The following is a 24,237-nucleotide window of genomic DNA, read 5'->3' as shown; positions in this document are numbered from 1 at the left end:
TAGCAAGTGGCAGTATTGGTCGAAGGCATCTCAGTCATTGTGCGTCTCGATAGGGTCGCGGAAAAGTATCCTAATGGACGGGATGCATTTTTTGGCGACGTACCAAATTCCACCCTTTGTCACGATGAAAAAATTGCCCGCGCGGGCTTCCTAAGCCCGCGCGAGGTTAAAGATTACATCGAGTTGCTTGAATCGCGAGGTCTAGTTTTTCTCGAAGAGGGGCGAGCCACCGATGTGGCAGTGGTTGATCAACAGCGGGGCATTTCCGTACCGTGTGATTGGCTTGAGTTCGGCAGAATACCGTTCGGGGAAACCGGCGAGAAAGTTGGGGTTTGTTGGCTGTTCGAGGGGCCTCGCAAGGGGCACGGCCTTCACTTTGAGGGAAAGAGTATGTCGTTTGCTGTGCCGATAGGTTGGGAGTACGAAGGGTCACTGAGCGCCGAGTTCGCTTTTGTGCCAACGAAGTCTCGCAATTGACGGTTCGCAGCACGGGGTTTCCTCTACGGCCCTAGCATGTGGATCAACTTGGTTGTCAGGCTTTGTATGGGGAACGGCGACGTAAGAGCGTCAGGGCTGAATGTCGATTGCACAGTTAACTGACTTTTCAGCTTTCCTCGCCCTGTCGTTACAGCGCGCCAAGGCTTCGCGGTTCTCGCTCAGAATACGTTGCGCTGCCGCCAGTTCTTCCCAAGCTTCGGGGTTCTGCGACCGGATCAACCGTATGCCCGCTTCCAAAATGGTCGGTTCACCTACCGCCTTGCGAGCCATCCGTTCGGGCCAATGCCAAGATTCGGGCATAGTGCGGGCGATGGTGCCGGGCAGGATCGACCAGAGCAGGATACCGGCAGCCAGCCCTAAGCCTGCAAAGCGCCAGGTCTGGCGTTTCTGCTGGTCCTCGGTGCGGACCCGCCCGACAATTGCAGCGAGACGACCGGTTGCAAGGTCCAGGTCTTTGCGTCCGTGCCGGAACAGGTCGCTGGCATCGCGCAGCATGTCGAGTGAGGCACGCTTGATCTGAACTGCTATGTCTTCCGGTGTAAGTTCGATGGCAGGCTTGCCGCCGATGGCTGCCAGCCTGTCGGATATCTGATCCAACTGACTGGCCATCTGGCCGAGCGTAGTCGTGTAGTCGGGGATCACGATTTCGGCTCGCTCCCTGGCCATGTTCTGGACCGTATGGCGCACCATCGCCATCTCGCCTTCAAGACGGGAGAAGGCTTCCGTTGCCGGATCGGTTTCTGTCACGGCCTCCGGTTGTGGTGCCGGGGCTCGCGGTTCCTCGACTTCGAGGTCCAGCTGCACTTCTTCGATGTGGTCGTCTTCCATTTCGTATCTCCTAAATGCCCATGTCGAAAGCGCGGGTGCGCTCGCGGGCGAGGGTTGCGGTGAGTTCATTGGCGATGCTGCGTTCGGGCTTTGGATCGATACCCAGTTCGCGGGTTTTTCCGCGCAGCAGGCCTTCGACCTGCGGGTCACGTTCAAGTCCCTTCGCTAGTTCGGTCAGCTTTGCCGACACACGAGCAGAACCCGCTCGGTCGCCTTGCTGCTCAAGCTGCTTGCGCGTCGCGCTTAGTCCCTGCCAATCGCTGACAAAGCGCTCGGTTCGCAGTGCGGGATCGGTGCGCACGGCGGCCTCGTGCTGCATGGCGCGCATGGCCTTCTGGCTGTGCCCGCCAGCGGTCTCGGCGATCAGCTCAGGACGGCGCTCCAGCGCCCTGGCGACATCGGCAGCGGCATGGGGCCGGATCGCTTCGAGAGCCTTTCCAGCCTTCTCCAGCGCGTCCTTCTGATGCGGAAGCACGGGCAAGCGCTGCGCCTGCATCGTTCCGATATCGCCAAGCGCTCGGGCATAGCGTTCGACCGCACGGCGCTGCTCGATTTGCGAATTCGACGGCATCGGAAGCGGCTCAAGCTGGCGGGCCTGCGGACGGAAGTTTCCGAAGATAGATCTGGCCTTCTCCGGCACCTGCCGAACTATCTCCACGATCCGCTGGCGGAAGGTGATGCCGCGCAGTTCGGCGAACGCCAGCTCGGGCTTGTAGTCGCCAGCCATATCCTTCCCACGCTCACGGCTCAGCGTGCGAACCAATTTCGACTGGTCGGCAAAATCATCGCGCCCGTAATGCAGAGCCAGCCCTTCGCGGTGGCGCGACATTGCGACATAGGCAGAATGGCTGTCCATCCCCGGCGTGGCGAGGACATGTGCACGATCCACCGTCATGCCCTGCGCCTTGTGGATCGTGGCCGCGTAGCCATGATCGATATGGGCATAGTACTTGGTGTCGAAGGCAACCTCGCGGCCATCATCGGTGCGCACGGTCATGCTCTGGGGATTGGCCATTTCGACCGTGCCGAGTGTCCCGTTCTTCACTCCAAGCCCGCGCTCGTTGCGCAGGAAGATTATCCGATCGCCCGATGCAAACTGCCGTTCGCCGCCTGCCGCCTTAATCGTGGCATCGGCACCCAGTGCGCCAGCCACGCGCATCTTTTCGCGCGCCATCTGGTTCAGCTCGCGCACCTCGTCATTGGTGTGGGTTAGGATGATCCGGCTGTCGCCGGGGCTGCCCTGCCGTTCCTGATCCCAGCGCTCGATCAGCGCCGTCCGTGCATCCTCGCGCGTGTCGGCGGCATGGACCATGCCGCGCTCCTCATACTTGCGGATCGCTTCGCCCGTGCGGCCTGTGGCGAGGTGCCGGGTCGCGTCCTGCTGCCATGCGGAAAGCTGGCGGCGGACCTCGCTAATCTCGACGCCGCCGTGGCGTTCGTGGATCGCCCGGAAGGCCGCGCCTGCCTCGATGGCCTGAAGCTGGTGCTGGTCGCCGACCAGGATAACCTTTGCACCCACCTTGGCGGCATGGGACAGCACGCGCTCCATCTGGCGCGTGCCGACCATGCCCGCTTCGTCGATGACGAGCACGTCGCGCGAAGTGAGCTGTTCGCGTCCCTTGCCCCATTGATGCTCGAGGCTGGCGATGGTGCGCGATGCGATGCCTGAGCCGTTTTCCAGGCCCTCAGCAGCAATGCCGGACAGGGCTGCGCCGCGCACGTTGTGACCTGCGCTTTCCCATGCCTCGCGCGCCACGCCCAGCATGGCGCTTTTGCCGGTTCCGGCATAGCCGACGACCACGGCAAGACCCTTGCTGTTGGTGACATGCTCGAAGGCAGTGTTCTGCTCGCCTGACAGGACCAGGCCGCGCTTCGCAGCACTGGTGAAAGCCTCGTTCCGCTGCACATCATTGACGGCGTGGCCGGTATACTGTGCCATTGCATCGGCAGCATGATGCAGGCGCTGTTCGGTCTCGATCATTGCCCGCGAACTGAAGCGTTCCTGCCCGCGTCCATCCATGCCAAGCGCGATCAGCTCAGGCGACGCGCGAACGGCATTGTAAGCCGTATCGAACTGCTCCTTGCAGTCGCTGTGCCGGTGAACAAACGCAGCAAGGTCACGCCGGGTGAACGTCGCTTGCTGGTGCGTGATCGCATCCAATGCCAGCGCGGGATTGGCAATGATCCGCTCGCCATTGCGCTGGGCGATGGCGCGGTGTTCTTCGATCCGGGCGGCTTCCAGCCCGCGCCCGCCAATGCGCGAAGCGGCGGGGCCGATCTTGTCCTGCGGTTCAAGAGCGATCCCCTGCGCTTCCAGGCTGCGGTGGTCGATCCGCGCATCGATGTCGCGTTCCGCCAGCGCGCGGTTGACGTGATCGGCCCAGCGCTCCCGCCATTGTTCGATCAGCGCGGTCTTGTTCCAGTCGCGGACCTTTGCACCAAAGCCGTCCTTGCTCACTTCGCGCATGGTCAGCATGACATGTGCATGGGGCATGGCTTTGCCGTCTTCGCCGATGTCCCGATGGACATTGAGATCGGCGATCATGCCCTTCTCGACGAACTCGGCTTTGACGAACTCGCGCGCCAGCCTGATGTTGTCCTTCTTTGCCAACTCGCGCGGAAGGGCGAACTCGACCTCGCGGGATAGCTGGGCATCCTTGCGCTTCTCGGCGGCTTCGACCGCATTCCACAGCGTGGCGCGGTCGGCGAAGGCCTCAGGTGTGCCCTTGGGCAGCATCACTTCCGAATGAAGAACGCCCGCCTTGTTGGTGAAATCGTGATCGCGGTCGATCCGCTCATCGTGCAACCGCTCGCCCGCACGATAGGCCGCCGCCGCCACGGCACTGCGTCCGCTCGACCTTCCGATGACCTTTGCGCTGAAGTGAAAGATTGCCATGTCGGCAATCCAGTTACACTCCAAACGCCACGTCGGCACGACGTATAAGCGCGCCCTCTCATGATAAAATCCTGATCGGGACTAGGCGGTATCACACTGTCCCGGCGACCTTACTGCATTGGATTACAAGCACGATTATCATGGCTCCATCACACCAACGATGGAGACTTCCAATGCGCAAACCCCGCGATTTTGATTCGGAGCTCAAGGCCCTTGCCGACAAGGCAAAGCAGTTGAAGGAACGCCGCGTGCGCGACCTCGGTGCGCTGGTCACGGCAACCGGAGCCGACGTGCTAGATGCCGATGTGCTGGCAGGCGCGCTGCTCGACGCTGCGGACAATACCGACAAGGCAACAGGGGAGGGCTGGCGCAAGCGTGGCGCTGCCTTCTTTCAGGGCAAGTCACGCGACACTGCGAGCGGACCTCGCCAGCAGCCGGAAGGCACTCTCCCGCTCGATGGCGGCGCGGCATCGGCTTGAAGCGGCAAAGGCGCGAACCGACATGCGCGAATGGCAGGTCAAACGACGCGAGCGGACGCGGCAACTGATCGAGCTGGGCGGCCTCGTCGCCAAGGCCGATCTGGTCGAGCTGACCGACGATGACCGCGCCGCGCTCTACGGCGCGTTTCTCACCGTCGCTGCCAAGCTGCGCGGGCCAGACGGAGCGCAGGCGCTGGTGCTGTTCCGGCGCAAGGGCAAGCGGGAGTTCGAGGCTGAGCAATCGAATGATGGATAGGGGCGCAGTCCGAACGGCAATTGGTATGCTAGTCCCGTCCTAAAATTGAGCGGGTCAACTCAGCCATTCCGCTAGCGTCTAGGTGAGCGGACAAGGCATCTCTTTGCAGCAATTCCTCCGTCAAGTGAGGATGGAATTTCTCGAACAACAGGTTCGGCGAATGCGCAAATAGGTCCACCTCTTTGCCATCTGCCAGGGCCGAAAGTGCGTCAATCAAATCCGGGCTTTCGTCCTTTCCGAACACTTCGAGAAACCCGTCGTGTGTCTGCACGGTAAAGCCGCTCGCGCGAAGGGCGAGTGCTAGGGTCGTTGTCCGAACGGAACCCGACTTCGTCGCTATGACAGCAGCGTTGTCGCTTAGCTGCGCAATCCTTCCGGGGTTAAATTGTAGTTGGCCGTAATTGCTGCGTGCCTCGTCGAGTAGCACCAGCGCAGTCGCATCAAGGTAGATCGGGCGCTTATTTCCCTTCAGAACATCGAACATACGCTGGATCACCCGGTCATGGATGTTGCCAGGGTCGCCCCCAAAGATGGGCGGCACTCCGGCTTTCGCCGGTGCAACTAGGATGACACGATCCCGGTCGAGAACTTCCTGCACCAGCCAGCGCCTGCCCGAAAAAATGAGAAGCATTCCGGGCGCAATCATGTTGTCGATGGGGAGTGTTCCAAGCTCCTTACCGCCGGAAATCAGCCGGTATTCCTCGGGTGTCTGGAACACGGCATAGAAGCTATAGTGCTCAACCAGCTTCTCGCCATTGGCACCGAGCAATAGAAGGCCATCGCTGGCTTGCTCAATGAGCGCGACCTCGGGTTGCCCGAGCGCTCGCAGGACATCCAGAAACAACTGTGTATCGACCTGGCGGAATGGTCCGACTTGGCAGAGAATCCCGTATAGTTGTTGCGCACGTATTCCGCCCCTCTCGGCGATCACCGAGAGGATTTGGTGAACGAGGGTCGAGAGGTGCAGGGCCTCGCGTTGCGGCGGTTCGCACCAGCCTTCCAAAAGCAATTCGACCATCGCAATGGCCCGCACCATGCCTAGGCGAAGACGGTCCGAGAAATTGCTCGTCGACGTAAGCTTCGCCTCGACTGCGTATTGTCGAAGGATGGCTGGCTTGCCCGGTCGCCGCCCTGATCTGCCAAGCCTTTGCCTGAGTGATGCGACGCTGAACGGTGCGCCAATCTGGCCGACACAGGTCACATCGCCAATATCAATTCCCAGTTCCAGCGTGGAAGTGCAGATGGCAGTCGTCGGCGCAGTACCATCTTTCAGGCGACGTTCGACGAAGTCTCGATGCTCGCGCGATAGGCTGGCGTGGTGAGGGTAAAACTCCTGCGGCAGGTGTTCCTTTTCGCAAAGCGCGCGCAACCGATCTGAGTAGATTTCAACTGCCTGACGCGCACCGCCAAAGACAAGATTGTCGCTGCCTCTCAGGTGTTCGAATAGGTGCTGCGCAATGGCATCCGTCGCTGAAGGGCCTTCATCGTCCTTGTCACCAGCAACGTAGCCACGGAGCTGAAGCTGCAATTCGGCTGATCCGCCCTCGGCAATGACCTGTTCGACTTCACTTGGGCTGTCAGGACGAAGATAAGCCTTCGCCAACTCCATATCTCCGAGTGTGGCCGACAAACCAACCCGGCGAATAGGTCTCCCTAGAGCAATTTCGAGGCGCGTTAGAAGCGAACGCATCTGGATGCCGCGCTCACTGTCGAGGACCGAATGCAATTCATCGAGAATGACTGCGCGCGTTGATCCAAACAGCCTCGGAATCTCCAATCCGCGTCGAATGAATAGCGCTTCAAGGGACTCCGGGGTGATTAACAGCACGCCCCTCGGTCGCTTGGTAGCCTTAGCCTTCACCGATGACGAAACGTCGCCATGCCACGGCGTGATAGGCAAGTCTGTATCGCGACAAATGTCTACAAGTCGGCGCGCCTGATCGGTGATGAGCGCCTTCAGCGGCGCGACATACAAAACATCGAATCCGGTGTCCTCACTGGGTTCATCGAGCACTTGGGACAGTAGCGGGAGAAACGCGGCTTCAGTCTTGCCTCCGGCGGTGCTGGCGGCGACAATCAGGTCACGATTGCCGTCCATAAGCACGTGCGTTGCGCGCGCCTGAATATCGCGCAATTCCTTCCAGCCTTGCTGACGAATCCATTTCTGGATCGGTCGAGCCAGCTTGTCGAACGCCGCGCTCACAGTCGGAAGCTGGCTAGCTCGTCGCTCTCGGGAACAGCGCCAACGCTCTCATCCACGTCGCTCATGTCATCACCAGAATCCTCCACCACGTCGAGTTCTTCGATGAGGTCCGACCATTCGACGCCGGGGTTTTGTTCGAGCACCGCCAGAAGATTCACGAATGCCGTGACTGTGTTTCGAGGGGTTCTGAAATAGGCCTCCCCGATCCTGTCCGAGCAGTGCGCCATGAACGCTTCCAAGGCGTTGTCTGGCAGGATTGCTTCATCGCCCTGCATAACGGCGCGAATGTTGGCCAGAAGCACGAACAAATCTTCAGGCGTAAGGCTGGCCAGTCGAATGACCGGCCCGGAGAGATCGACCAGTCCGTCACGCGCAAAGGTGTTCTCTGCAAGGCGAGACTGGAGAGCCTCATAGCTGTAGAGGCCGCGCCGCGTATTCATGAGGAATTCCGGCGTTCCTCCCATGAGGAACCCAAGGTTCTCCGCGCTTCCTTGCAGAACGTCGTTCAGGATGCGCAGGATTTGCTCATAGTTGGCATTGCGGGCCTGCGATGAAGTCAGCTTGTAAAGGTTGACCATCTCGTCAAGGCCAACGAGCAGGCCCTTGTAGCCCGCTTCACAAACAAATGCCGACATCAGTTTGAGGTGATCGTAGACGCTGGCGTCATTGACGATTGTGCGAACACCCAGAGCCTTGCGAGCATCGGTTTTCGTAGCAAATTCGCCGCGCAGCCATCGAATTGCTGCCGATTTCAGTTCTTCATCGCCGGTTTCATGTCCCTCCCAATACCGGCGGATCACCTGCGCGAAGTCGAAGCCTCCTGTCAGCTCCTCGAAATGGGCAAGGCGCTGGCGAATGATGTCATCTGTCGATTGTTCTTGAGCCTCGGCATCGTGCTGGGCCTGGCTGACAAACCGCTCGACAACACTTGGCAATGCACCGCCATCCGGCTTGGTACGGGTGGCAAGGTTTCGCGCCATCTCTGCGTAGAGGCCCCGTGCTTGCCCGCCGGTCGCGTGGATGCGTCGATCCGGGGCAAGGTCTGCAAACATGACGACCAGTCCCTTTTCGAGCGCCACAAGCCGGATCAGGTTCATGAAGAAGGTCTTGCCGGAGCCATACTCGCCGATGATGAAACGAATGGCTGAACCGCCATCGGCGATCCGGTCCATATCCTTGACGAGTTCTTCGATCTCACGCGCTCGTCCGACCTGGATGTGCCGAAGTCCCAATTTGGGAACAACCCCCGCGCGTAGCGCCTGAACAATAGCGTCGCGTTCGCGCGGCTTCAGTCTCGACATGAACTAATCCCCCTTCGCCATTTCGGCTCTCAACGTAGCGGTTATGTCCGGTGATACGTCATATCCGTCATATTCATCGAGCAATGGTTCATCGAATTTATCGAAAGCCCACTCATTGACTACCTCAAGCGCGCCAGAGGGCATGAGCCCTTGCTTACCGGCGATCTCGTCAAACTCTTCGCCAGTCCAGTGTTCGCGCTGGATTATCTGCTCCACAAGCATCGCGTGCTTGGGAGCGAGGCCAGCCATTGATGATGGAAGAGCATTTGCTGCGGTGGCCTCGTCGCTCACGTCTTCGTCGGTCGAAAAAATCTCGCCGAGTACGCTTGAGACGCGCTCGGTGTCATTTCGAATAGCGGCAATACGCGCTGCATCGAGCGAAGCGGCTTTGGCTTTCGGCTCGTCCGGTATTTGTTCGCCTGGTGCTTCAGCTTCGGCGGCTTTGACGCGAACAGGGCCGTCTGGCACGTCGCCAGCATGGAGGTCGGCGTAAACGAGGCCAGCATCGATCCCCAGAGCCTTGTAGATCTTTTCGATGCAAGCCACTTCTTCAGACTGAATCACGCTGTCAGCGTGGGCTATCGCGACTACCGCAGCGCGCAAGGCGAGGTGATGTTCAGCGTCTGCGTCTTTCAGCTTGCTCCGCAGCCATGACATGTCGGGCGGAACATCGAGATACCATTCGAGGTTGGCGTAGAGACGCTTTCTCTCAAGCTCAGTCAGGCCGCCAACCGCTTCGATCTTTTCACGGAGTGCTCTGCGTTCGGCTTCCACAATTTTGCTGTCGGCATGTGCGACGAAGGTCGCCAGCGCTAGTTCGAACAATTCGGTTCGATAGGCCGGGGAGACGTCTTCAAGCTGTTCGATCGGCTCGCCGAGTTCGAAGATCACAACGGGCTCGTCGATCTTCGGTCCACGCAGCGAAAATCTTGGGTCTGGAGCCATACCGAATCCGATACGGGCGAGTGCATCCGCTGCGCCAGTCAAGTTCCGCTTGCCGAGCTTCTCCGGCTTTTCTCCTTCCAGGCGCGAAATCACATCAAGTGCCGGGACCAGGCCGCCCGCCGCTACTTGCTCGCGCGCCCAGTCCTTGAGTTCTTCCAACTCGCTCGACGGGAACAGGCTCCAAAGCTCAGCAGGTAGCAGCGCCTGTGCTTCAATGGTCCCACGGCCATCTGGATTTCGTCCAATATATCGGCTGAACTTATCGAGTTCATCCATCGCCTCATCTGCGATTTCTTGGGCTATCTCGACTGGCTTGCGTAAGCCGGAGATGTCGAGGATAGGCTTCCCGTTTGCGGAAATTGGAATGTTTCCGCCAAACTCACCTGATGCGGCCCTGTAACTGTATTCTAGGTGCTTTCTTGGCTTCGACACCGTCAGGTCGCTAGGAAAGCGGATTGCAAATTTATGTCTGAACAATGACATAAACTCGTTCTCACAGCGTGTAGCCGGTGTGCGAAGGCGCTTTTCATTATGGCACATGAACCAGCTCAGAAGCCAATCTGCGTCAATTGGCATGTCGTTAGCAATTGCTCCGCCTAATGCGACCTTCAAGGACAGTGGCAGTTCCCAGCCCCAATTTTTGTAGATGGGCTTCTTGAAATCGGCGTCGTCTACAATGATGCTCGCTAAATCGATAAATTCTCCAAGATAGCGTTGCGCAGAGTGATTTGTACTGAACAACTCCTTTAGTCGCCCTACCTCGACAAGAATGTCGCGTTTTTCGCTTTCTGGCGCTTCATCGACCAGAAACCGCCGCTCCAAACCATAGAAGAACAGGAACATGTAGCCAGGGTTGATTGTCCGGTCTTGTCGCCCACCCGCAAGCCAATCTAGATAGGTGGCTCTGCAAACGGCAGGGATGCTCGAATAGCCCGGCCAATATGACATGTTGTCGCCATTCTTGTCCGTCCCGACGTGCGCAACGGATAACGACGGATCAATGTAGGCTCGACAGACCTCGCCATAATAGGATGAGCCAATGCGCGGTGGTTTGCCGACGTACACCATCCCATCGATTGTGCGGCCTGCGATCGTGACCGATTGCCCCTTAGGCACCCAGCCTTGCGACCTAGTTGATGGGTTTTCCTTAGGTTTTTTTGGTTGCGAATGCTGATCTAGAAATTGGTTCGACTGGCTTTGCCGCGCCAGTTTCTCCGCTGATCTTCGCTCCGCCGCTACTTCAAGTTCGGCTCTCGCTTGCTGCCCAGCCCGGATAAGCTCGGCATTGTTTTGCCTTGGCTGGTAGGGCTTGGGTTGGTTGAGCTGCTCGCTTTCGCCCGCCAGAGCTACACGACTTGGGGCCTCAATGCCGTTCTTCTCCGCGAGGCGTTTCTCTCGGCGCTTTTCATGCCACCATACAAGAAGCCCAGGAGTGACAAACGCGAACAGCATTTGAATCCCGGCTGGCACATTGGTCATCGCAATCGCGACCACGACCATACAGGCAAAGAAGAACAGGAAATACTTGATTACCCAACGAACGAATCTCAATGCCCGCACCCCTTTCGCATCGAAGAATACGCTATTGTATTGAGACTGAAAGGCAATGTGTCGATTGGTGAGATGCGGCCTCTGTTAGCAAATCTCGTTGGCCAATCCGCGTGACGATTCGTGCTCGGAATTGGGCTTAGCAAGCGCAAAAGTTGGCATCCTTGCTCGAAGTATCGCGTCTACAGTCTTGGCGGTCGATGGACGTGAAAAAATCTTTGCGGGCAGATTCTGAGAAGGCTTGCTTCCATATCGGTCCCGCAATGTCCGTAGCGTTCCCGCTGTAGCTGCCGACATGATCTTTGGGCCGATCTAGCTCGGAATTAGCCCTTGAGTCCCATCAAAAAGTTCTCATTATGTTCCGCCGAGGGGCTGCCAGTGTCAGAATGAGAAAGCCCAATGTCCAATACTGAACGCATCATCCGTTTGAAGACCGTGCTCAACCGTACCGGCCTTTCCCGCTCTACCATCTATCGCAAGATCGCCGAGGGGACTTTCCCGTCACAGGTGAAGATCAGCGTCCATGGGGCGGGCTGGCACGAGTCAGCTATTAATCGCTGGATCGCCGATCCCGCTCACTATCGTGAAGAGGAACCGGCAGAATGAGTGCTCAGCAACCTGTCGAGCCGATCTGCGTTAGAGTCAATGACGCTGCCCGCATGATCGGCGTTGGGCGCACGAAGCTCTATGAGTTGATCTCCAGCGGTGAACTCGAAACGGTGAAGATCGGCAAAGCAACACGCATCACCACTGCCAGCTTGCATCAATTGATCAACAGGAATTGCAATCGAGACTATGTTCCAGAGGCGGTCGGCCAGAAATTCAGTAATGTTGAGGAAACTTCGGCTACAAACTAGCCAGTCATGGTCATCTTCTAGGGGAGGTAGGCGTGAAGCACTGGATCGTTGTGGCGACAGGCTTGCTTGTCGCTTCGTGCGCGCATTCCGGCCAGGATGAAAATGCGCACGTCCGTTCAAAGCTTGGCTTTGTTTGCTCTTCACAAAAGGCAGGATCGTTCGGGCTTGTCGAGGTCACAATGCGGATACGTGATGGCGAAGGCCCCGAAGGCTACGTCAAATGGGATGCAGGTGATGGCAGCTATCAAAACCCTTGGATTACTGCGGCGTGGTATATGGATTCGAGCCAGCAATTCGAGATCAATAACGGCTATGCCAATGTAATGTGGCACATATGGCAGATCGATGGCCGGAATCGCGATGTAGATGATGAGCTATCTCTCGAATTCCGTGTGGATGCTAATGAACGGCGATACGGCAATGCTGATCTTAGTTCCCCTTACCAGCGATCTGGAGGCCCTTTCCATATCAGTGTTGACTGGCCTCTCCTGGCTTCTCTAGCCGCTGGAACCGACGAGCTATTTCTAGTCGCCCGTGATGAGGAGCGAGCCGAACGGCTGCGTATCGCAATTGATCCGGAGATATTTGCCCGCGCCGAGCCGCACGTGATTGAGGTCATGCGGGAGATTGAAAACAAGGTTGCAAGCCCCCAATCTCACTGCGAACAGCATGACTTTACCGAAGAGGATAGCATTATTGTGGTTTGAATATGCTGCTGTGCGGCAATCGCTCACATCGCATTCCGATCCCGCCAATTTGGCTTCGGGAAAGAAACGTTTCGACCAGGCCGCCAACTCGCAATTGGACAGTGTCAGCGCGTGCCATTATGCTGCATTCAGGCGCTTCGGGAACCGCCCATTTATTCAGCTTTTCGGCCAAAACGCTGAACCGAACCTTCGTTAAATGAACGAAAATGTGGGGGAGAGTGTGGGGGAAGGTCTCTGTTCGTTCCAAGAACAGAATTGATATCAAAGCGTTATTTTTCCGGTTCGATTCAAGCCCTGCCACCACCGCCGCTCTTCAGACATAGCGCAGATACGACGGATCATGCCGCACGATTGCTGTCGCGCGGCGTGATGATGCGTCGGTATCGGGCCGTCAGGGGGCTTTGCGCCTGGCCGCTTCGCGGCTGACGTAGGCGCGAATCGATTCGGCTTCTTCAGGGGACAGCCGCTGTTTGAAGCTGACCATGCCGCGTTGCTGCAGCAGACCGCCGATCACGATTTCCTGCCACAGGTCCGCATCGGACAGCGCGGCCGACCGCTTGAGATCGGGCACGATGCCTGCCGAAAGTGTGCCCATGCCGTGGCACGAGGCGCAGTTCGCGGCGAACTTCGCCTTGCCCGTTGCGACCTGTTGATCGCTGAACTTCGCGCTGTCTGGGTTGAGCGGGGCAAGCTCGGTCGGCTTGGCCGGAAGCTTGGCCGCGCCGTCCAGCGTGAAGGCGAGGATACGACCGTTCAGCGCGGGCTTCGGCCCGTCGAACTGCGGCAGGGTGAGCGGGAAGCCACCGCCGTTGCCTGCCATGACGGCGATGTACTGCTTTCCGTTGAGCGTATAGCTGACCGGCCCGCCAAGGATCGCCGACTGCGCGTCGAACTTCCAGAGCTCTGTCCCGTCCTTGCTGTTGTAGGCGCGGAAGGTGCCGTCGGCGAGCCCCTGGAACACAAGCCCGCCTGCCGTCGCCAGCGCGCCGCCGTTCCATGGGGCGCCGTGGGGCACGCGCCACACTTCTTTCTGCGCGATTGGATCCCATGCCAGCAGAGATCCCTGAAGCGCTTCCTTCATCGCCGCGATGTCGGTCGGCGTTTCGGGTAACGGGGTGGAGAGCATGTCGACGCCCAGGTTCCACGTGCCCGGCGTGTACTTGAACTTGCGATCCTTGACGTAAAGGAACGGCACCTGCTGTGCCGGAATGTACATGACGTGGTTCACCGGGTCCCACGACATCGGGTGCCAGTTGTGCGCCCCGCTGCCCCCTATGCTCGCAAGGAACGGGGCGTCTTCATAGCGCGCGCCTTCGGCCTCGACCGGCCTGCCGGTTTTCATGTCGATATGGTCGGCCCAGTTGGCATCGGCGAATTTCTCGGCGCTCAGAAGCGTGCCGTCCGTCCGGTCGATGACGTAGAAGAACCCGTTCTTCGGCGCGTGGAGAATGACCTGCCGCGGCTTTCCTTCCCACTCGATCGTGTCGAGCACGATCTGCTGGGTTGCGGTGAAGTCCCAGTTTTCGGCGGGCACTTCCTGGTAGTGCCAGATATATTTGCCGGTCTTGGCGTCGAGCGCGACGATCGAGGACAAGAACAGGTTGTCGCCTTTGCCTTCGGACCGGGTCGCGTGGGTCCAAGGGCTGCCGTTGCCGGTGCCGATGTAGATGCGGTCCAGATCCTCGTCATAGACGATCGAATCCCACACCGTGCCGCCGCCGCCATACTCGTAATAGGCATCGCCCGACCACGTCTTGCGGGCCAGTTTCTCGATAATCTCGTCAGAGGCCGCGCCGTCCTTTACGTTGGGGTCGCCCGGCACGGTGTAGAACCGCCATGCCAGTTCGCCCGTCTCCTGATCGTATGCGGAGACATAGCCGCGCACGCCCAGTTCGGCGCCACCATTACCGATATAGACCAGCCCCGCCGCCGCACGCGGAGCGCCGGTGATGGTGTAGTCCTTGTCGGCATCGACCGTCATGGTCGTCCATACCGGCTCACCCGACTTGGCGTCGAGCGCGATGAGCCTGCCGTCTAGGGTGGAGATGAACAGCTTGCCCGCAGCGAAGGCCGGGCCGCGGTTTACCACGTCGCAACAGGCGCGGATGGCGACCTCGCCCGGCACTTCGGGGTCGTAGCTCCACAGTTCTTCCCCCGTCGCGGCATCGACGGCCACGGCCATGCTCCACGCCGTCGTGGTATAAAGCACGCCATCGACGATCAGCGGCGTCGCTTCCTGCCCTCGGCTCGTCGAAAGGTCGTGATACCAGGCCAGCTTCAACCCGCCGACATTTTCGGCAGAGATCTGATCGCTCGTCCCGTAACGCTGCTCGGCGTAGTTTCCACCATGTGTCGGCCAGCCGTTATCGGCATCCGGCGCGGCTTCGGATGTCGAACATCCTGACAGCAAAAGGGCACCCAGACCGGCGCAGATTCCCGTGGGCACGACCCTGGCTGCACGGCGCAAATAGGCCTTCAGCATCACTCAACCTCTCTCAGTGCTGCGTCAAAACGCAATCTCGTTATCGTTTTAAGTGGGCTGCGCTTAAAAGCAAGGGTTATCTGGGTGGTGGAACGCGTCATTCATGCTAGGGTCGGAGCCGATGAATGCGATCACATCCGAAGAGACGGGCACCAGTCCGCGCACCCGATACGACAGTCCCCGCATGGCGGAACGGCGTGTGCGAATCCTGAAATTCGCGCACCAGATCCTTGCCGAAGGCGGGGTCGAGGCGATGACGATCAACCGACTCAGCGAACTGGCCGAAGTCGCGCCCAGCACGATATACCGTGGGTTCGAAAGCAAGGAAGGCGTGATCTACCAGTCCATTGTCGAGCACATGGACGGGATCGCCGACCACCTCGATGGCGTTGGCAGGCCCGCGACCTTCGACGCGGTGGAGGCCGAGTACGACTGGATCGTCACCGAACTGCACCGCGATCCCGAATATGCCCGCGCGATCATGCAGCTCTATTTCAGCCCGACGATCGATGCCCGCGCGCGCCTTTCCATGCGATCGGTCGCAATCGGCAGGGTCGAACATTTTCTTGGCGCGATGCAAGATGCAGGGCAGCTCGATCCGCGTATCGACCCGGCAATCGCCTGCGAGCGGCAGGTCGACCTCGAATACTCGGTCTTCCTAAACTGGATGCAGCGTTCGCTGAAGGACGAGAGCGTGGCCGACGCGTTGAAAAGCGCGTTCTTCCTCGCGGTCGCGCCCATCCTTGCCGAACCTGCTCGGACCGAGGCGCTCGAACGGGCCGATGCCGCCGCGAAGCGCGTCGCGGCGACCGAGGCGGACTGACGGAAAGTTCGGACTAGCGAGCCGTCACGTCGACATAGACCGACTTGGTCTCGAGAAACGCGTCGAGGCCTTCGTTACTCATCTCGCGCCCGATACCTGATTCTTTGAATCCGCCGAACGGCAGGGTCGGGTGGACGTTGCCATAGCAATTGGCCCAGACGTTCCCCGCCTGAAGCCGCGCCGCCAGCCGATGCAACCTGCCGACGTCGCGCGTAAAGATGCCCGCGCCGAGGCCATAGCGGGTGTCGTTGGCAAGGCGCAGCATTTCGGACTCGTCATCGATGCGGTTGGCGACCAGGACCGGCCCGAAGATTTCTTCGCGCGCGATCTGGGCGTCGGCATCGACATTGGCGAAGACCGTCGGTTCGACAAAGTAACCGCCACCCGAAATCGCCTCACCGCCTGTGACGACGCTTGCCCCGCATTGCTTGCCCGATGCGAGGAATTCCGTCACGCGGTCGAGCTGTTTGGACGAGATCAACGGGCCGAGCAGGACGCCCTCCTCGAAGCCCGAGCCCACGGTCAGACCCTTCGCGAACTCGGCTACGCCCTCGATGATGCGGTCATAGACGCCGGACTGCACGAAGAGACGCGATCCGGCGAAGCAAACCTGTCCGGTGTTTGCGAAAATCGCCATCGCCACTTGCGGGATCGCGGTTTCGACGTCGCAGTCGTCGAAGACCATGACCGGTGATTTTCCGCCCAGTTCCAGCGTGATGCGCTTGAGATCATGGCCCGCGCTTGCCGCAATCCGGCGGCCGGTGTCGGTCGATCCGGTAAAGCTGATCTTGTCGACATCGGGATGCCAGACAAGATGAGCGCCGATGTCATGCCCGCGTCCGGTGACGATGTTGATGACGCCGTCCGGCACGCCGGCTTCCTTCGCCAGCTCCGCGATCCGCAGCGCGCTGACGCTGGTATCCTCGGCAGGCTTGATGACCACCGAACATCCCGCGGCAAGGGCAGGGGCCAGCTTGATCGTGAGGTTGCCCGCCGGCGCGTTCCACGGAACGATCAGCGCCGCGACACCGACCGGTTCCTTGCGCGAATAGGCGTGGAACTCGGCAGCCTCAGACGACATGGCCTGGCTGGCGTTGCTTCCGGTGATTGTGCGCGTCATCCCCGCGAAATGGCGCAGCCACTTGCCCATCGCGTCCACTTCCCACTGCGCGAAGGGCAGCGGCATTCCGTTGTCCAGCACCTCCGTCGCGGCCAGCGCCTCGCCATCGCGAGCGATCAGTTCAGCCAGCCGCCACATGACCTGGCTGCGCTGGTCGCTGTCCATCAGTCGCCAGCGACCATCGTCGAAAGCCTTGCGCGCCGCTGCGACAGCGCGATCGGTTTCGGCGATTGATGCCGCAGCAACCGTGCCGATTTGCTCTCCGGTTGCGGGGTCGATCACGGCCAGTACCTCACCGTTGCCGTGCGACAGTTCGCCATCGACGAACACGCCATGCCCGCGTGTGACCCACTCGGTCGCCTTGGGGTCTATCCGGTACTTCTCGCTGGCCATGTTCATCTGATCGCGCTCCCGCTCGCAGCCCGCATGGTTTGCGGGTCAATCAATTCGATAATATATTATGATTTTGTTGCAGCGATCAATATGGTATCGCATGATCGAATTGGTAGCGCGGCCGGAAAAGCTCGGGTACGATGCTGAAAAACAGGAGAAGAATGTGACTGAAGAGGGCCGCCTGGCCGCGCTCGAAGCGCGTATTGCCACCCTGGAAGACGAGCAGGCGATCGCCCGCGTGCTTGCAGATTATTCGCTCGCGCTCGACTGGCTCGACGATGGGACGCTCGACCGCGTGTTCTGGGACGATGCCGAAATCGACTACGGATTCTTCAAGGGCAGCGGGGCCGATTTCAAGCCGATCCTGATGGAGGTCGAGCGCAGCATGGGGCGGCGCTGGCACTTCACTTCGCAGCTGCGCACCGCGATAGAGGGCAACAGCGCGCGGGTCACCGGATACAACCTGTCGCTTGCTACTGACGGTGTGGCGAGCACAGAGGATTCACGGCTGACCGGCTTCTTCGGGTTTTACAACGACCGGATGGAAAAGCGTGACGGGCGCTGGGCCATTGCCGGGCGCAAGCACATCCTCGTCGCCGGGACCGACCTGCCCGACACCGCGATCACCGGCGACCTCTCGGCGCTCAACACCATCGGCGCGACGGGGACCGACCATCCCGACTTCGCGAGCCTGCCTATCGCCTGATCAGGCGCCGGCCAGTTCTTCGAGACGGTTCTCGAGGGCTGTCCGGTCGGCCTTGCCGCTGACATTGAGGCCGAGGTCCCGCTCCTTTACGAAGATATAGCGGCGGGGCAGCTTGTAGCGCGCAAGCCGCGCTTCGAGCATGGCGTGGGCTTCGTCCTCGGTCATCCCCGATGCGACGAGGATCGCGACAGGCACCTCGCCCCATCGCTCGTCGGGTTGCCTGACGACGACGGCCTGTTCGACGCGGGGATCGGACAGCAGGACGCGCTCGATCTCGGCTGGATAGATGTTCTCGCCTCCCGACTTGATGAGGTACTTCGACCGGCCCGCATACTCGAACCGCCCATCGGGCCGCTGCGAAAACAGGTCGCCCATGCGGAACCAGTCGTCGCGGAAAGCCTCGGCATTGGCCGCGTCCGCATTCCAGTATCCGTCAAACAGACACGGCCCGCGTACAAGCGCTTCGCCGACAATGCCATGACCACAAGGCGCGCCGCTCTCGTCCGCTATGCGGAGTTCGTAAAGCGAGCTGAGATCTTTCGAGAGATCCGACGTGTCCGAACGGGTCCGGACCAGATTGCCCGACAGCGGGCCGAGGCCGGTCTCGGTCGCGCCGAAGCTGTTGAGGAAGGGCGCGCCAAACGTCTCGATGGCCGCAGCAACTTCTACCTCGGGGCAGAGGTCGGCCATGCAGCCGACGGCCTTGATCGAGCGCGGCGCGGTCTCGCCCGCCCTGATCACATCGACCAGCGGCGTGATCGTCGAAGGCACGAGCAGGAGCCAGCCGATGGCGTGCTGCGCAAGGATGTCCGCGATGCGCCGAGGGTCGTAACCGTCGATGATGAAAGCGCGCCCGCCTGCCATCAACGTTGCCATCGTATGCTCGGTCCCGCCCATGTGGAACATCGGGGCCCAGGCGATGAAGCCGTCCGACTTCTCCAGCCCGAGGTCTAGCCGCAACGTGCACATCCGCGCGATCTCGGCGCGTTGCGATATGACCGCGGCTTTGGGCAGGCCCGTCGTGCCGCTGGTATAGATGATGAGCCACGGGTCGTCGGTCTGTGCCGTGGCGGGAAGCGGGTCGGCCAGCGGGATATCGGCCATCGACATCGCCGGGCACTCGGGCTCGATCTGGCCGGCCACTTCGCGATAGCGTTCGGAAAAAAACAGCAGCTTCGGCTCGACCAGCGAGACGCAGTGCTTCAGCTCCTCCACCGACAGGCGCCAGTTCTGACAGGCGGCGATCGCCCCGAAGCGCGCGCAGGCCAGCTGCAGCAGCGTGTAGCGCATCGAGTTCTCGGACAGGATCGCCACCCGGTCACCGCGCGCAACGCCCAGCGCCGCCAGACCGGCGGCGATCTGCCCGACCCGATCGACCAGATCGGCATAGGAAAGCTCTACCGCCCCGTCATCCAGCGCGATCGCACCGGGGTCGGCGGAAGCACGGGTTTCGATGAGCCCGAAGATCGTCGCACCCGCCATCATGATGCGGGGTCCTCGGGCATGGTGAAGTCCGCCTGCAGCACGACTTCGTCGCCGTTGCGTGACAGGACTGCCGAGCCACCGCTATCTGTGTGCTCAACAAGCGTGGCTGTGACGTCGTCGCCTGCCATCACGTTGCCGAGAAAGCGAGCGGTGATCCGCGATGGCGTGGTCCCGCCGAATTCCTGCGCGACGAGGTTCAACACATAGGCCAGGTTCACCGGCCCCGGATTCACCGTCCGGTTGCCGAACCCCAGCCGCCGAGCCGCCTCTGGATCCGAATGGATCGGGTTCGGATCGTCCAGCAGATCCGCCCAGAACACCATCTCCGACGCGGAGACATCATTGAGTTTCCACGAAGGGTCTTCACCCATGATCCGCACTCCTTGGCATGATGATGTGGAGACGCACTCTGGCGCACTCGTCCTCGCCGCGTCCTATCGAAAACTCGACAAAGGCATGGACGGCTTGCCCGAAACGGCGGCTGGGCTTTTCGATACGCTCTGCAATGCGCGCGTCGACGCGATAAGTCTGTTCTACCGGCATGGGGGCGAGATACTGGATGTCACAGGAAGCAAGGACGGGCCCGTCCGCGATCGAACATCCGCAAAGCGAGCACAGCGTCTCGATCGACGTTCCGGCCCCGCGCAGGGCCGCGACGAAGGCGAAGATCGGATGCGCCTCGCTGCCCGAACGAGGTTCGGAGCGGCAACTGAGCCTCGTCCTGTCGTCGAGCGCGGCATCGAGGCGGAAGGTGCCCGATGCCAACGCCATCGGAAATTCGCTCATCAAGCACGTCCCTTCCGGCATTGTTTCGCTGGCGAACTTGCCAATCTGGCGCCGCGAATGAAATAAGGTGCTTTGACCTGTCCCCGTTCGGAGCCCTCTTTCCACGCATGTCGACGCAACCGTTGTCCGATACGGCCAAGGATGGCCCTGCCTGGCGCAGGCGAAAGAACGACCGCCCGACCGAGATCATCGCGGCGGCGCGCGAGATGCTGGAAGCCAAGGGCCTTTCGGGCGTGTCGATGGCCCGCATCGCGGCCCGCGCTCACGTGTCCGAGGCCTTGGTCTATCGCTATTTCGACAGCAAGCAGGCGCTGATCAACCAGGTCCTGACCGAATGGGCAGAGCCGTTCATCACCAGCCTGATGGCAAAGTTGGACGGTGCGACGACGGCGCGCCAGCGGCTTGTTCTGATCGCCACGAGCTACTTGCGCGGCATGGACGACACGCCGCGCCTTCACCGCGTGTTCTACCAGGAACTGCGCTGGCAGGACTACGCCGGATCGCCGCTGCACAAGCTCAACCGCCGGTTTGCGAACACGGTGGTCGAAGCGGTCGAGGCCGGGATCGCGACAGGCGAACTTCGCGCCGACCTCGATGCACCGATGGTGCGCGACATGCTCTTCGGCGGGCTGGAACACGTGGCCATGCGTACTTCGTTTGCCGGCAGGCCGGTCGATGTCGAACAACAGGCGCGCAGTTTCGTGGAGACGCTGCTGATCGGGCTCGCCACGAAATGAGGGCGCGCGCGCGGTCCGCGCGCGCGCCTCCACGATCTCAGAAATCATACTGCAGCCTGACACCCAGCTGGCGCGGCGGCGCATAGACCGGCGCATCCGCCTGATTGCCCAGCAGTGCGCTGGTGAAATAAGCCTCGTTCGTGATGTTCTTGCCATAGATGGCGAGGCGAAGCGGCCCGCCGCCGGGACGATAGCCGAGCTGCGCGTTCACCGTCGTATAGGGTCCGGTCCTCACGCGGCCCAGCAGGTCGAAGGAATAGGCGCTGGAATGGGCGACGGTCAGGTTGCCATCCATTTCGCCCGAGCCGAGCGTTCCTTCGTAGCTGAGCGCCAGCGAGCCGGCGAACTTGGCCGCCTTCAACAAGCGCTCGCCGCTGGCATCGAGCACGACCTGGCTCATGCCTCCCGGCGTGTTGGGCAGGGCAAACGCGACGCCGTTTTCGAACGTGTCGTACTTCGCCTCCGGCAGCCATGAACCGACCGCACGCAGACTGAAGCTGTCGCTAAGCTGGACCGTGAATTCCCCGTCGAGGCCATAGATCGTCGCATCGGCGGCATTGGCAAGGATCGTGGCGCTGCCGTCGAAGAACTGAACCTGAAGGTCTGTGTAGTCGTAATAGAACGCGGCGAGCGAGAAGGAGAAGGCGTCGAAATTGCCCTTTGCGCCGACTTCGTAGCTGGTGATGGTCTCGGGCGCGGCGAAGTTGTTCGACTGGCCGGTGGTATCGAGCACCGCGCTTTTGAAACCCTTCGAATAAGTCGCATAAACGTTCCAGTCGGGCGCTACGTCGTACCGGACCGAAAGCCGCGGCGTCCACGAATCCGAGATGACTGCGCCGGTCGTCGGGAAGTAGGGAACCGCATCGCCGATGCCGAACCGCTTTTCGCGGCTGTAACGAAGGCCGCCGATGAGGTGCAGTCTGTCGCTGACGTCGAGGTTCACTTCGCCGAATGCGGCCCACGCACGCGTCTTGATAGTGGCATCGAACTCGACCGCATAAGTCTCGCTTGGATCGACGCTGCCGTCGGCGCGCAGGAGCGGCTGGATGCCGTTCCCCATGAAGTGGCTGTCGCGATAATAGAACGCGCCGGCCACGAAGCTGAAGGCCCCGAACTGTTCGGAGGCGAAGGACAGTTCCTGTTGGAAGGTCTCCTCGGGATAGTCCTCGTCGTAGATGATGCAGGCGAAGACGGCAGTACACTGCGGCGAATAGGCCGCGTCGATGTCGACCGTGATGCGGGCCTTGATGTCCTGCCACGCGGTGATCGAGGTGAGCGTGCCGACCTCGTCGAGGTCGAGTGTACCCTTCAGTGAAAGCGCCTTGTGCTTCGTTCGGGTCGGGTTGCCGCCGCGTTCGAGTTCGGTGGCGACGTGCCAGGGCTCTGTCGGGACAACCGCGTCGGGATAGAATTGAGAATTCGAATTACCGTCCAGCGGCTGGGTCGCCATCGCGGCGAAGTCGGTCCTGTCGCTCATCGATCCGCTGACGAGGAATTCGAGATTGTCGGCAGGCTGGATCAGGAACTTGAGGCCCAGGTTCCACTTGTCGACACGTCCGGTGCGATTTCCCGTGCGGTCGTCGGTCAGGTATCCGTCGATATATTCGTAGAAGCCCGAAAGGCTCGCCGCGACGACGTCGGGGATAAGCGGCGTCGACACAAAACCCTTCACGGTCGTGTCGGTCGAGGTCTTCGAACTTCCGCCGAAGTACAGCCCTTCGCTCACCTCGATCGATCCGGTCGTCGTGAAACTGGGCTTCTTCGTGTGGATGACGACGGCGCCGGCAGTGGCGTTGCGGCCGAACAGCGTGCCTTGCGGCCCTTTCAGCACTTCGAGCCGTTCGATGTCGGCAAGCTCGAACACGTTGGCGAGCTGGTTGGGCTGATAGACCCCGTCGACGTAGATGGCGACCGGCGAATCCGCGCCTGCGATGGCGACGGTGGACTGTACGCCGCGTATGGTCGGTGCGGCGAATGCGCCTTGCGTGGTGAAAGTCAGGCCCGGCACGACATTGCCGAGATCGCGGATGTCGTCGACGCCCGCTTCGCTCAACTGCGCGCCGGTCTGTGCGGTAATCGCGAGAGGGACCTCCTCCAGCCTTTGGGCGCGACGCTGCGCGGTGACGACGATGGCATTCGTCTCTAATGGTCCGGCGGCCTGTTGGTCTGTGTCCTGAGCCAGTGCCGGCATTGTCCAGAGCAGCGTCGTGCCCAGCAAGAGCCCTTTCGCAGCGCGTACCGATCCCATCGAATTTTCCAGGTTCATTGCATCCTCCCACTCACTTTTGCCAGTCTAATAAGGATCACTTAATAAAAACGCAAACGGATTCTCGTATCTTGAGAGAGTGTCTGCAAGGTCGTGCTGTGGAAGCGGTTCGTGATGGGAGATCGCGTCACTTGGCTTGCCGCTTGCAATCCAGCCGCCTAGACAACGGCGATGGCAGGAGAAATTCTCGACAATCGCGGACGCGGCGAGGCTGGCTGGAGCTGGCCGACGATCCACCCCGAGGGCCGCAAGTTCGGCCTAATTACTGCGGCGGCATCTTTCGGCTGCGCGATCATGGCCTGGGAGACGCTGGCATGGCCGCTCGCCTTCCTGACGCTGGGCGTGCTCGCCTTCTTCCGTGATCCGCAGCGCATCGTGCCGCAAACCGAAAATGCGATCGTCGCGCCCGCCGACGGGCTCGTCACTCTGATCACGCAAGTGCCCCCGCCGCCCGAATTGCAGCTGGACGATGGCGGCGAGTCCCGGGGCATGTCGCCGGAACCAGTCACGCGCGTATCCATTTTCATGAGCGTGTTCGACGTTCACATCAATCGCTCGCCCATTGCGGGCACCGTCCGCCGGGTGGTCTATATCCCCGGCAAGTTCCTCAATGCCGATCTCGACAAGGCGAGTGAAGACAATGAGCGCCAGCATTTCCTTGTCGAACGGCAGGATGGCGTACAGGTTGCCTTTACGCAGATCGCGGGCCTGATCGCACGGCGCATCGTTCCATTTGTAAAGCCTGGCGACATGGTCGGCACCGGACAGCGGGTCGGCCTGATCCGCTTCGGCAGCCGCGTCGACGTCTATCTTCCAGCAGGGACAGAACCGAAAGTGCTCAAGGGTCAGAAGACTGTTGCGGGTGAGACCGTGCTTGCCGAAGTCGGCGCAATACCGATGCTGGAAGGGGTTCGCCTGTGA

Annotated in this window: 21 protein-coding genes; 10 read left to right on the top strand and 11 right to left on the bottom strand. The window is 60.6% G+C overall.

Annotation, left to right across the window (positions count from 1 at the left end; translation table 11 throughout):
- The first annotated feature begins 6 nt into the window (after nucleotides 1-6).
- Nucleotides 7-477: a hypothetical protein gene (locus tag A9D15_RS06555; RefSeq protein ID WP_156521674.1), complete on the top strand. Its 471-nt coding sequence runs from the start codon at nucleotides 7-9 to the stop codon at nucleotides 475-477.
- A 90-nt stretch (nucleotides 478-567) separates the two neighbouring features.
- Here the strand turns inward: A9D15_RS06555 and A9D15_RS06550 are convergent, their stop codons facing one another.
- Both A9D15_RS06550 and traA read right to left on the bottom strand, forming a co-directional pair.
- Nucleotides 568-1,326, bottom strand: coding sequence for a DUF6118 family protein (locus tag A9D15_RS06550; RefSeq protein ID WP_066763218.1), 759 nt, complete (start codon nucleotides 1,324-1,326; stop codon nucleotides 568-570).
- A gap of 10 nt (nucleotides 1,327-1,336) precedes the next feature.
- Nucleotides 1,337-4,222: a Ti-type conjugative transfer relaxase TraA gene (traA, locus tag A9D15_RS06545; protein ID WP_066763216.1), complete on the bottom strand. Its 2,886-nt coding sequence runs from the start codon at nucleotides 4,220-4,222 to the stop codon at nucleotides 1,337-1,339.
- A gap of 173 nt (nucleotides 4,223-4,395) precedes the next feature.
- Here traA and A9D15_RS06540 point away from each other — a divergent pair, with 173 nt between their 5' ends.
- The gene (locus tag A9D15_RS06540; protein WP_066763214.1) at nucleotides 4,396-4,701 is read left to right on the top strand and encodes a conjugal transfer protein TraD; all 306 of its coding nucleotides are present in this window, start codon (nucleotides 4,396-4,398) and stop codon (nucleotides 4,699-4,701) included.
- Nucleotides 4,679-4,957, top strand: coding sequence for a conjugal transfer protein TraD (locus A9D15_RS06535; RefSeq protein ID WP_229660312.1), 279 nt, complete (start codon nucleotides 4,679-4,681; stop codon nucleotides 4,955-4,957). The genes A9D15_RS06540 and A9D15_RS06535 overlap by 23 nt, the downstream gene beginning before the upstream one ends.
- A 28-nt stretch (nucleotides 4,958-4,985) precedes the next feature.
- Here the strand turns inward: A9D15_RS06535 and A9D15_RS06530 are convergent, their stop codons facing one another.
- Genes A9D15_RS06530 through A9D15_RS06520 form a run of 3 tightly spaced genes read right to left on the bottom strand, consistent with a single transcriptional unit; the run spans nucleotide 4,986 to nucleotide 10,966 of the window.
- Nucleotides 4,986-7,160 (bottom strand): DEAD/DEAH box helicase, encoded by a 2,175-nt coding sequence (locus A9D15_RS06530; protein WP_066763212.1) that lies wholly within the window; start codon nucleotides 7,158-7,160, stop codon nucleotides 4,986-4,988.
- The gene (locus A9D15_RS06525) at nucleotides 7,157-8,461 is read right to left on the bottom strand and encodes an ATP-binding protein (RefSeq protein WP_066763211.1); all 1,305 of its coding nucleotides are present in this window, start codon (nucleotides 8,459-8,461) and stop codon (nucleotides 7,157-7,159) included. The genes A9D15_RS06530 and A9D15_RS06525 overlap by 4 nt, the downstream gene beginning before the upstream one ends.
- 3 nt (nucleotides 8,462-8,464) lie before the next feature.
- On the bottom strand, nucleotides 8,465-10,966 hold the full coding sequence (locus A9D15_RS06520) for a tellurite resistance TerB family protein (protein ID WP_229660311.1): 2,502 nt from the start codon (nucleotides 10,964-10,966) through the stop codon (nucleotides 8,465-8,467).
- A gap of 387 nt (nucleotides 10,967-11,353) precedes the next feature.
- Here A9D15_RS06520 and A9D15_RS06515 point away from each other — a divergent pair, with 387 nt between their 5' ends.
- The 3 genes from A9D15_RS06515 to A9D15_RS16475 are packed head-to-tail and all read left to right on the top strand — an operon-like array spanning nucleotide 11,354 to nucleotide 12,518.
- The gene (locus A9D15_RS06515; RefSeq protein WP_066763209.1) at nucleotides 11,354-11,560 is read left to right on the top strand and encodes a helix-turn-helix transcriptional regulator; all 207 of its coding nucleotides are present in this window, start codon (nucleotides 11,354-11,356) and stop codon (nucleotides 11,558-11,560) included.
- Entirely contained in the window at nucleotides 11,557-11,811 is a 255-nt protein-coding gene (locus A9D15_RS06510; protein WP_082924303.1) for a helix-turn-helix domain-containing protein, read from the top strand. Before A9D15_RS06515 ends, A9D15_RS06510 begins: the two co-directional genes overlap by 4 nt.
- Nucleotides 11,812-11,843: 32 nt before the next feature.
- Entirely contained in the window at nucleotides 11,844-12,518 is a 675-nt protein-coding gene (locus A9D15_RS16475) for a hypothetical protein (RefSeq protein WP_156521673.1), read from the top strand.
- 391 nt (nucleotides 12,519-12,909) lie between these two features.
- On the opposite strand, the gene A9D15_RS06500 is transcribed toward A9D15_RS16475, so the two are convergent.
- Nucleotides 12,910-15,000, bottom strand: coding sequence for a PQQ-dependent dehydrogenase, methanol/ethanol family (locus A9D15_RS06500; protein WP_066763204.1), 2,091 nt, complete (start codon nucleotides 14,998-15,000; stop codon nucleotides 12,910-12,912).
- 121 nt (nucleotides 15,001-15,121) lie between these two features.
- Here A9D15_RS06500 and A9D15_RS06495 point away from each other — a divergent pair, with 121 nt between their 5' ends.
- Nucleotides 15,122-15,823: a TetR/AcrR family transcriptional regulator gene (locus A9D15_RS06495; protein ID WP_066763202.1), complete on the top strand. Its 702-nt coding sequence runs from the start codon at nucleotides 15,122-15,124 to the stop codon at nucleotides 15,821-15,823.
- Nucleotides 15,824-15,836: 13 nt separating this feature from the next.
- Here A9D15_RS06495 and A9D15_RS06490 read toward each other — a convergent pair whose 3' ends face one another.
- A complete protein-coding gene (locus A9D15_RS06490; RefSeq protein WP_229660310.1) occupies nucleotides 15,837-17,342 on the bottom strand; it encodes an aldehyde dehydrogenase family protein in 1,506 nt (501 codons plus the stop codon).
- Nucleotides 17,343-17,436: 94 nt separating this feature from the next.
- Between A9D15_RS06490 and A9D15_RS06485 the strand changes: the two genes are divergently transcribed.
- Complete coding sequence (locus A9D15_RS06485; protein WP_066763200.1) at nucleotides 17,437-18,042, top strand: nuclear transport factor 2 family protein; 606 nt, start codon at nucleotides 17,437-17,439, stop codon at nucleotides 18,040-18,042.
- Here the strand turns inward: A9D15_RS06485 and A9D15_RS06480 are convergent, their stop codons facing one another.
- From A9D15_RS06480 to A9D15_RS06470, 3 genes are read right to left on the bottom strand one after another with little or no spacing between them, the layout of a single operon-like run.
- Nucleotides 18,043-19,527, bottom strand: coding sequence for a class I adenylate-forming enzyme family protein (locus A9D15_RS06480; RefSeq protein WP_066763197.1), 1,485 nt, complete (start codon nucleotides 19,525-19,527; stop codon nucleotides 18,043-18,045). It lies immediately after the preceding gene.
- Nucleotides 19,524-19,898, bottom strand: a complete 375-nt coding sequence (locus A9D15_RS06475; protein ID WP_066763195.1) for a MaoC family dehydratase — start codon at nucleotides 19,896-19,898, stop codon at nucleotides 19,524-19,526. Before A9D15_RS06475 ends, A9D15_RS06480 begins: the two co-directional genes overlap by 4 nt.
- Nucleotides 19,891-20,313, bottom strand: coding sequence for a hypothetical protein (locus A9D15_RS06470; RefSeq protein WP_066763193.1), 423 nt, complete (start codon nucleotides 20,311-20,313; stop codon nucleotides 19,891-19,893). The genes A9D15_RS06475 and A9D15_RS06470 overlap by 8 nt, the downstream gene beginning before the upstream one ends.
- Before the next feature lie 107 nt (nucleotides 20,314-20,420).
- Between A9D15_RS06470 and A9D15_RS06465 the strand changes: the two genes are divergently transcribed.
- A complete protein-coding gene (locus A9D15_RS06465) occupies nucleotides 20,421-21,050 on the top strand; it encodes a TetR/AcrR family transcriptional regulator (protein ID WP_066763192.1) in 630 nt (209 codons plus the stop codon).
- A gap of 37 nt (nucleotides 21,051-21,087) precedes the next feature.
- Here the strand turns inward: A9D15_RS06465 and A9D15_RS06460 are convergent, their stop codons facing one another.
- On the bottom strand, nucleotides 21,088-23,316 hold the full coding sequence (locus A9D15_RS06460) for a TonB-dependent receptor (protein WP_066763190.1): 2,229 nt from the start codon (nucleotides 23,314-23,316) through the stop codon (nucleotides 21,088-21,090).
- A 171-nt stretch (nucleotides 23,317-23,487) separates the two neighbouring features.
- On the opposite strand from A9D15_RS06460, the gene A9D15_RS06455 reads away from it, so the two are divergent.
- Nucleotides 23,488-24,237, top strand: a complete 750-nt coding sequence (locus tag A9D15_RS06455; protein ID WP_066763188.1) for a phosphatidylserine decarboxylase — start codon at nucleotides 23,488-23,490, stop codon at nucleotides 24,235-24,237.

Source organism: Croceicoccus pelagius (genome assembly GCF_001661915.1).
Taxonomy (GTDB): Bacteria; Pseudomonadota; Alphaproteobacteria; order Sphingomonadales; family Sphingomonadaceae; genus Croceicoccus; species Croceicoccus pelagius.
The sequence above is the reverse complement of the archived record's forward strand: the minus strand, read 5'-3'. Positions and strand labels throughout refer to the sequence as shown.

Excerpts from the sequence above, each read along its gene's own strand:
- A9D15_RS06480 (WP_066763197.1), bottom strand. The coding sequence starts at position 19,527 with ATGATGGCGGGTGCGACGATCTTCGGGCTCATCGAAACCCGTGCTTCC.
- A9D15_RS06465 (WP_066763192.1), top strand. The coding sequence starts at position 20,421 with ATGTCGACGCAACCGTTGTCCGATACGGCCAAGGATGGCCCTGCCTGG.
- A9D15_RS06490 (WP_229660310.1), bottom strand. The coding sequence starts at position 17,342 with ATGAACATGGCCAGCGAGAAGTACCGGATAGACCCCAAGGCGACCGAG.
- A9D15_RS06535 (WP_229660312.1), top strand. The coding sequence starts at position 4,679 with ATGGCGGCGCGGCATCGGCTTGAAGCGGCAAAGGCGCGAACCGACATG.
- A9D15_RS06470 (WP_066763193.1), bottom strand. The coding sequence starts at position 20,313 with ATGAGCGAATTTCCGATGGCGTTGGCATCGGGCACCTTCCGCCTCGAT.
- A9D15_RS06475 (WP_066763195.1), bottom strand. The coding sequence starts at position 19,898 with ATGGGTGAAGACCCTTCGTGGAAACTCAATGATGTCTCCGCGTCGGAG.
- A9D15_RS06500 (WP_066763204.1), bottom strand. The coding sequence starts at position 15,000 with ATGCTGAAGGCCTATTTGCGCCGTGCAGCCAGGGTCGTGCCCACGGGA.
- traA (WP_066763216.1), bottom strand. The coding sequence starts at position 4,222 with ATGGCAATCTTTCACTTCAGCGCAAAGGTCATCGGAAGGTCGAGCGGA.
- A9D15_RS06510 (WP_082924303.1), top strand. The coding sequence starts at position 11,557 with ATGAGTGCTCAGCAACCTGTCGAGCCGATCTGCGTTAGAGTCAATGAC.
- A9D15_RS06460 (WP_066763190.1), bottom strand. The coding sequence starts at position 23,316 with ATGAACCTGGAAAATTCGATGGGATCGGTACGCGCTGCGAAAGGGCTC.
- A9D15_RS06495 (WP_066763202.1), top strand. The coding sequence starts at position 15,122 with ATGAATGCGATCACATCCGAAGAGACGGGCACCAGTCCGCGCACCCGA.
- A9D15_RS06515 (WP_066763209.1), top strand. The coding sequence starts at position 11,354 with ATGTCCAATACTGAACGCATCATCCGTTTGAAGACCGTGCTCAACCGT.
- A9D15_RS06550 (WP_066763218.1), bottom strand. The coding sequence starts at position 1,326 with ATGGAAGACGACCACATCGAAGAAGTGCAGCTGGACCTCGAAGTCGAG.
- A9D15_RS06455 (WP_066763188.1), top strand. The coding sequence starts at position 23,488 with ATGGCAGGAGAAATTCTCGACAATCGCGGACGCGGCGAGGCTGGCTGG.
- A9D15_RS06485 (WP_066763200.1), top strand. The coding sequence starts at position 17,437 with ATGATCGAATTGGTAGCGCGGCCGGAAAAGCTCGGGTACGATGCTGAA.
- A9D15_RS06525 (WP_066763211.1), bottom strand. The coding sequence starts at position 8,461 with ATGTCGAGACTGAAGCCGCGCGAACGCGACGCTATTGTTCAGGCGCTA.
- A9D15_RS06540 (WP_066763214.1), top strand. The coding sequence starts at position 4,396 with ATGCGCAAACCCCGCGATTTTGATTCGGAGCTCAAGGCCCTTGCCGAC.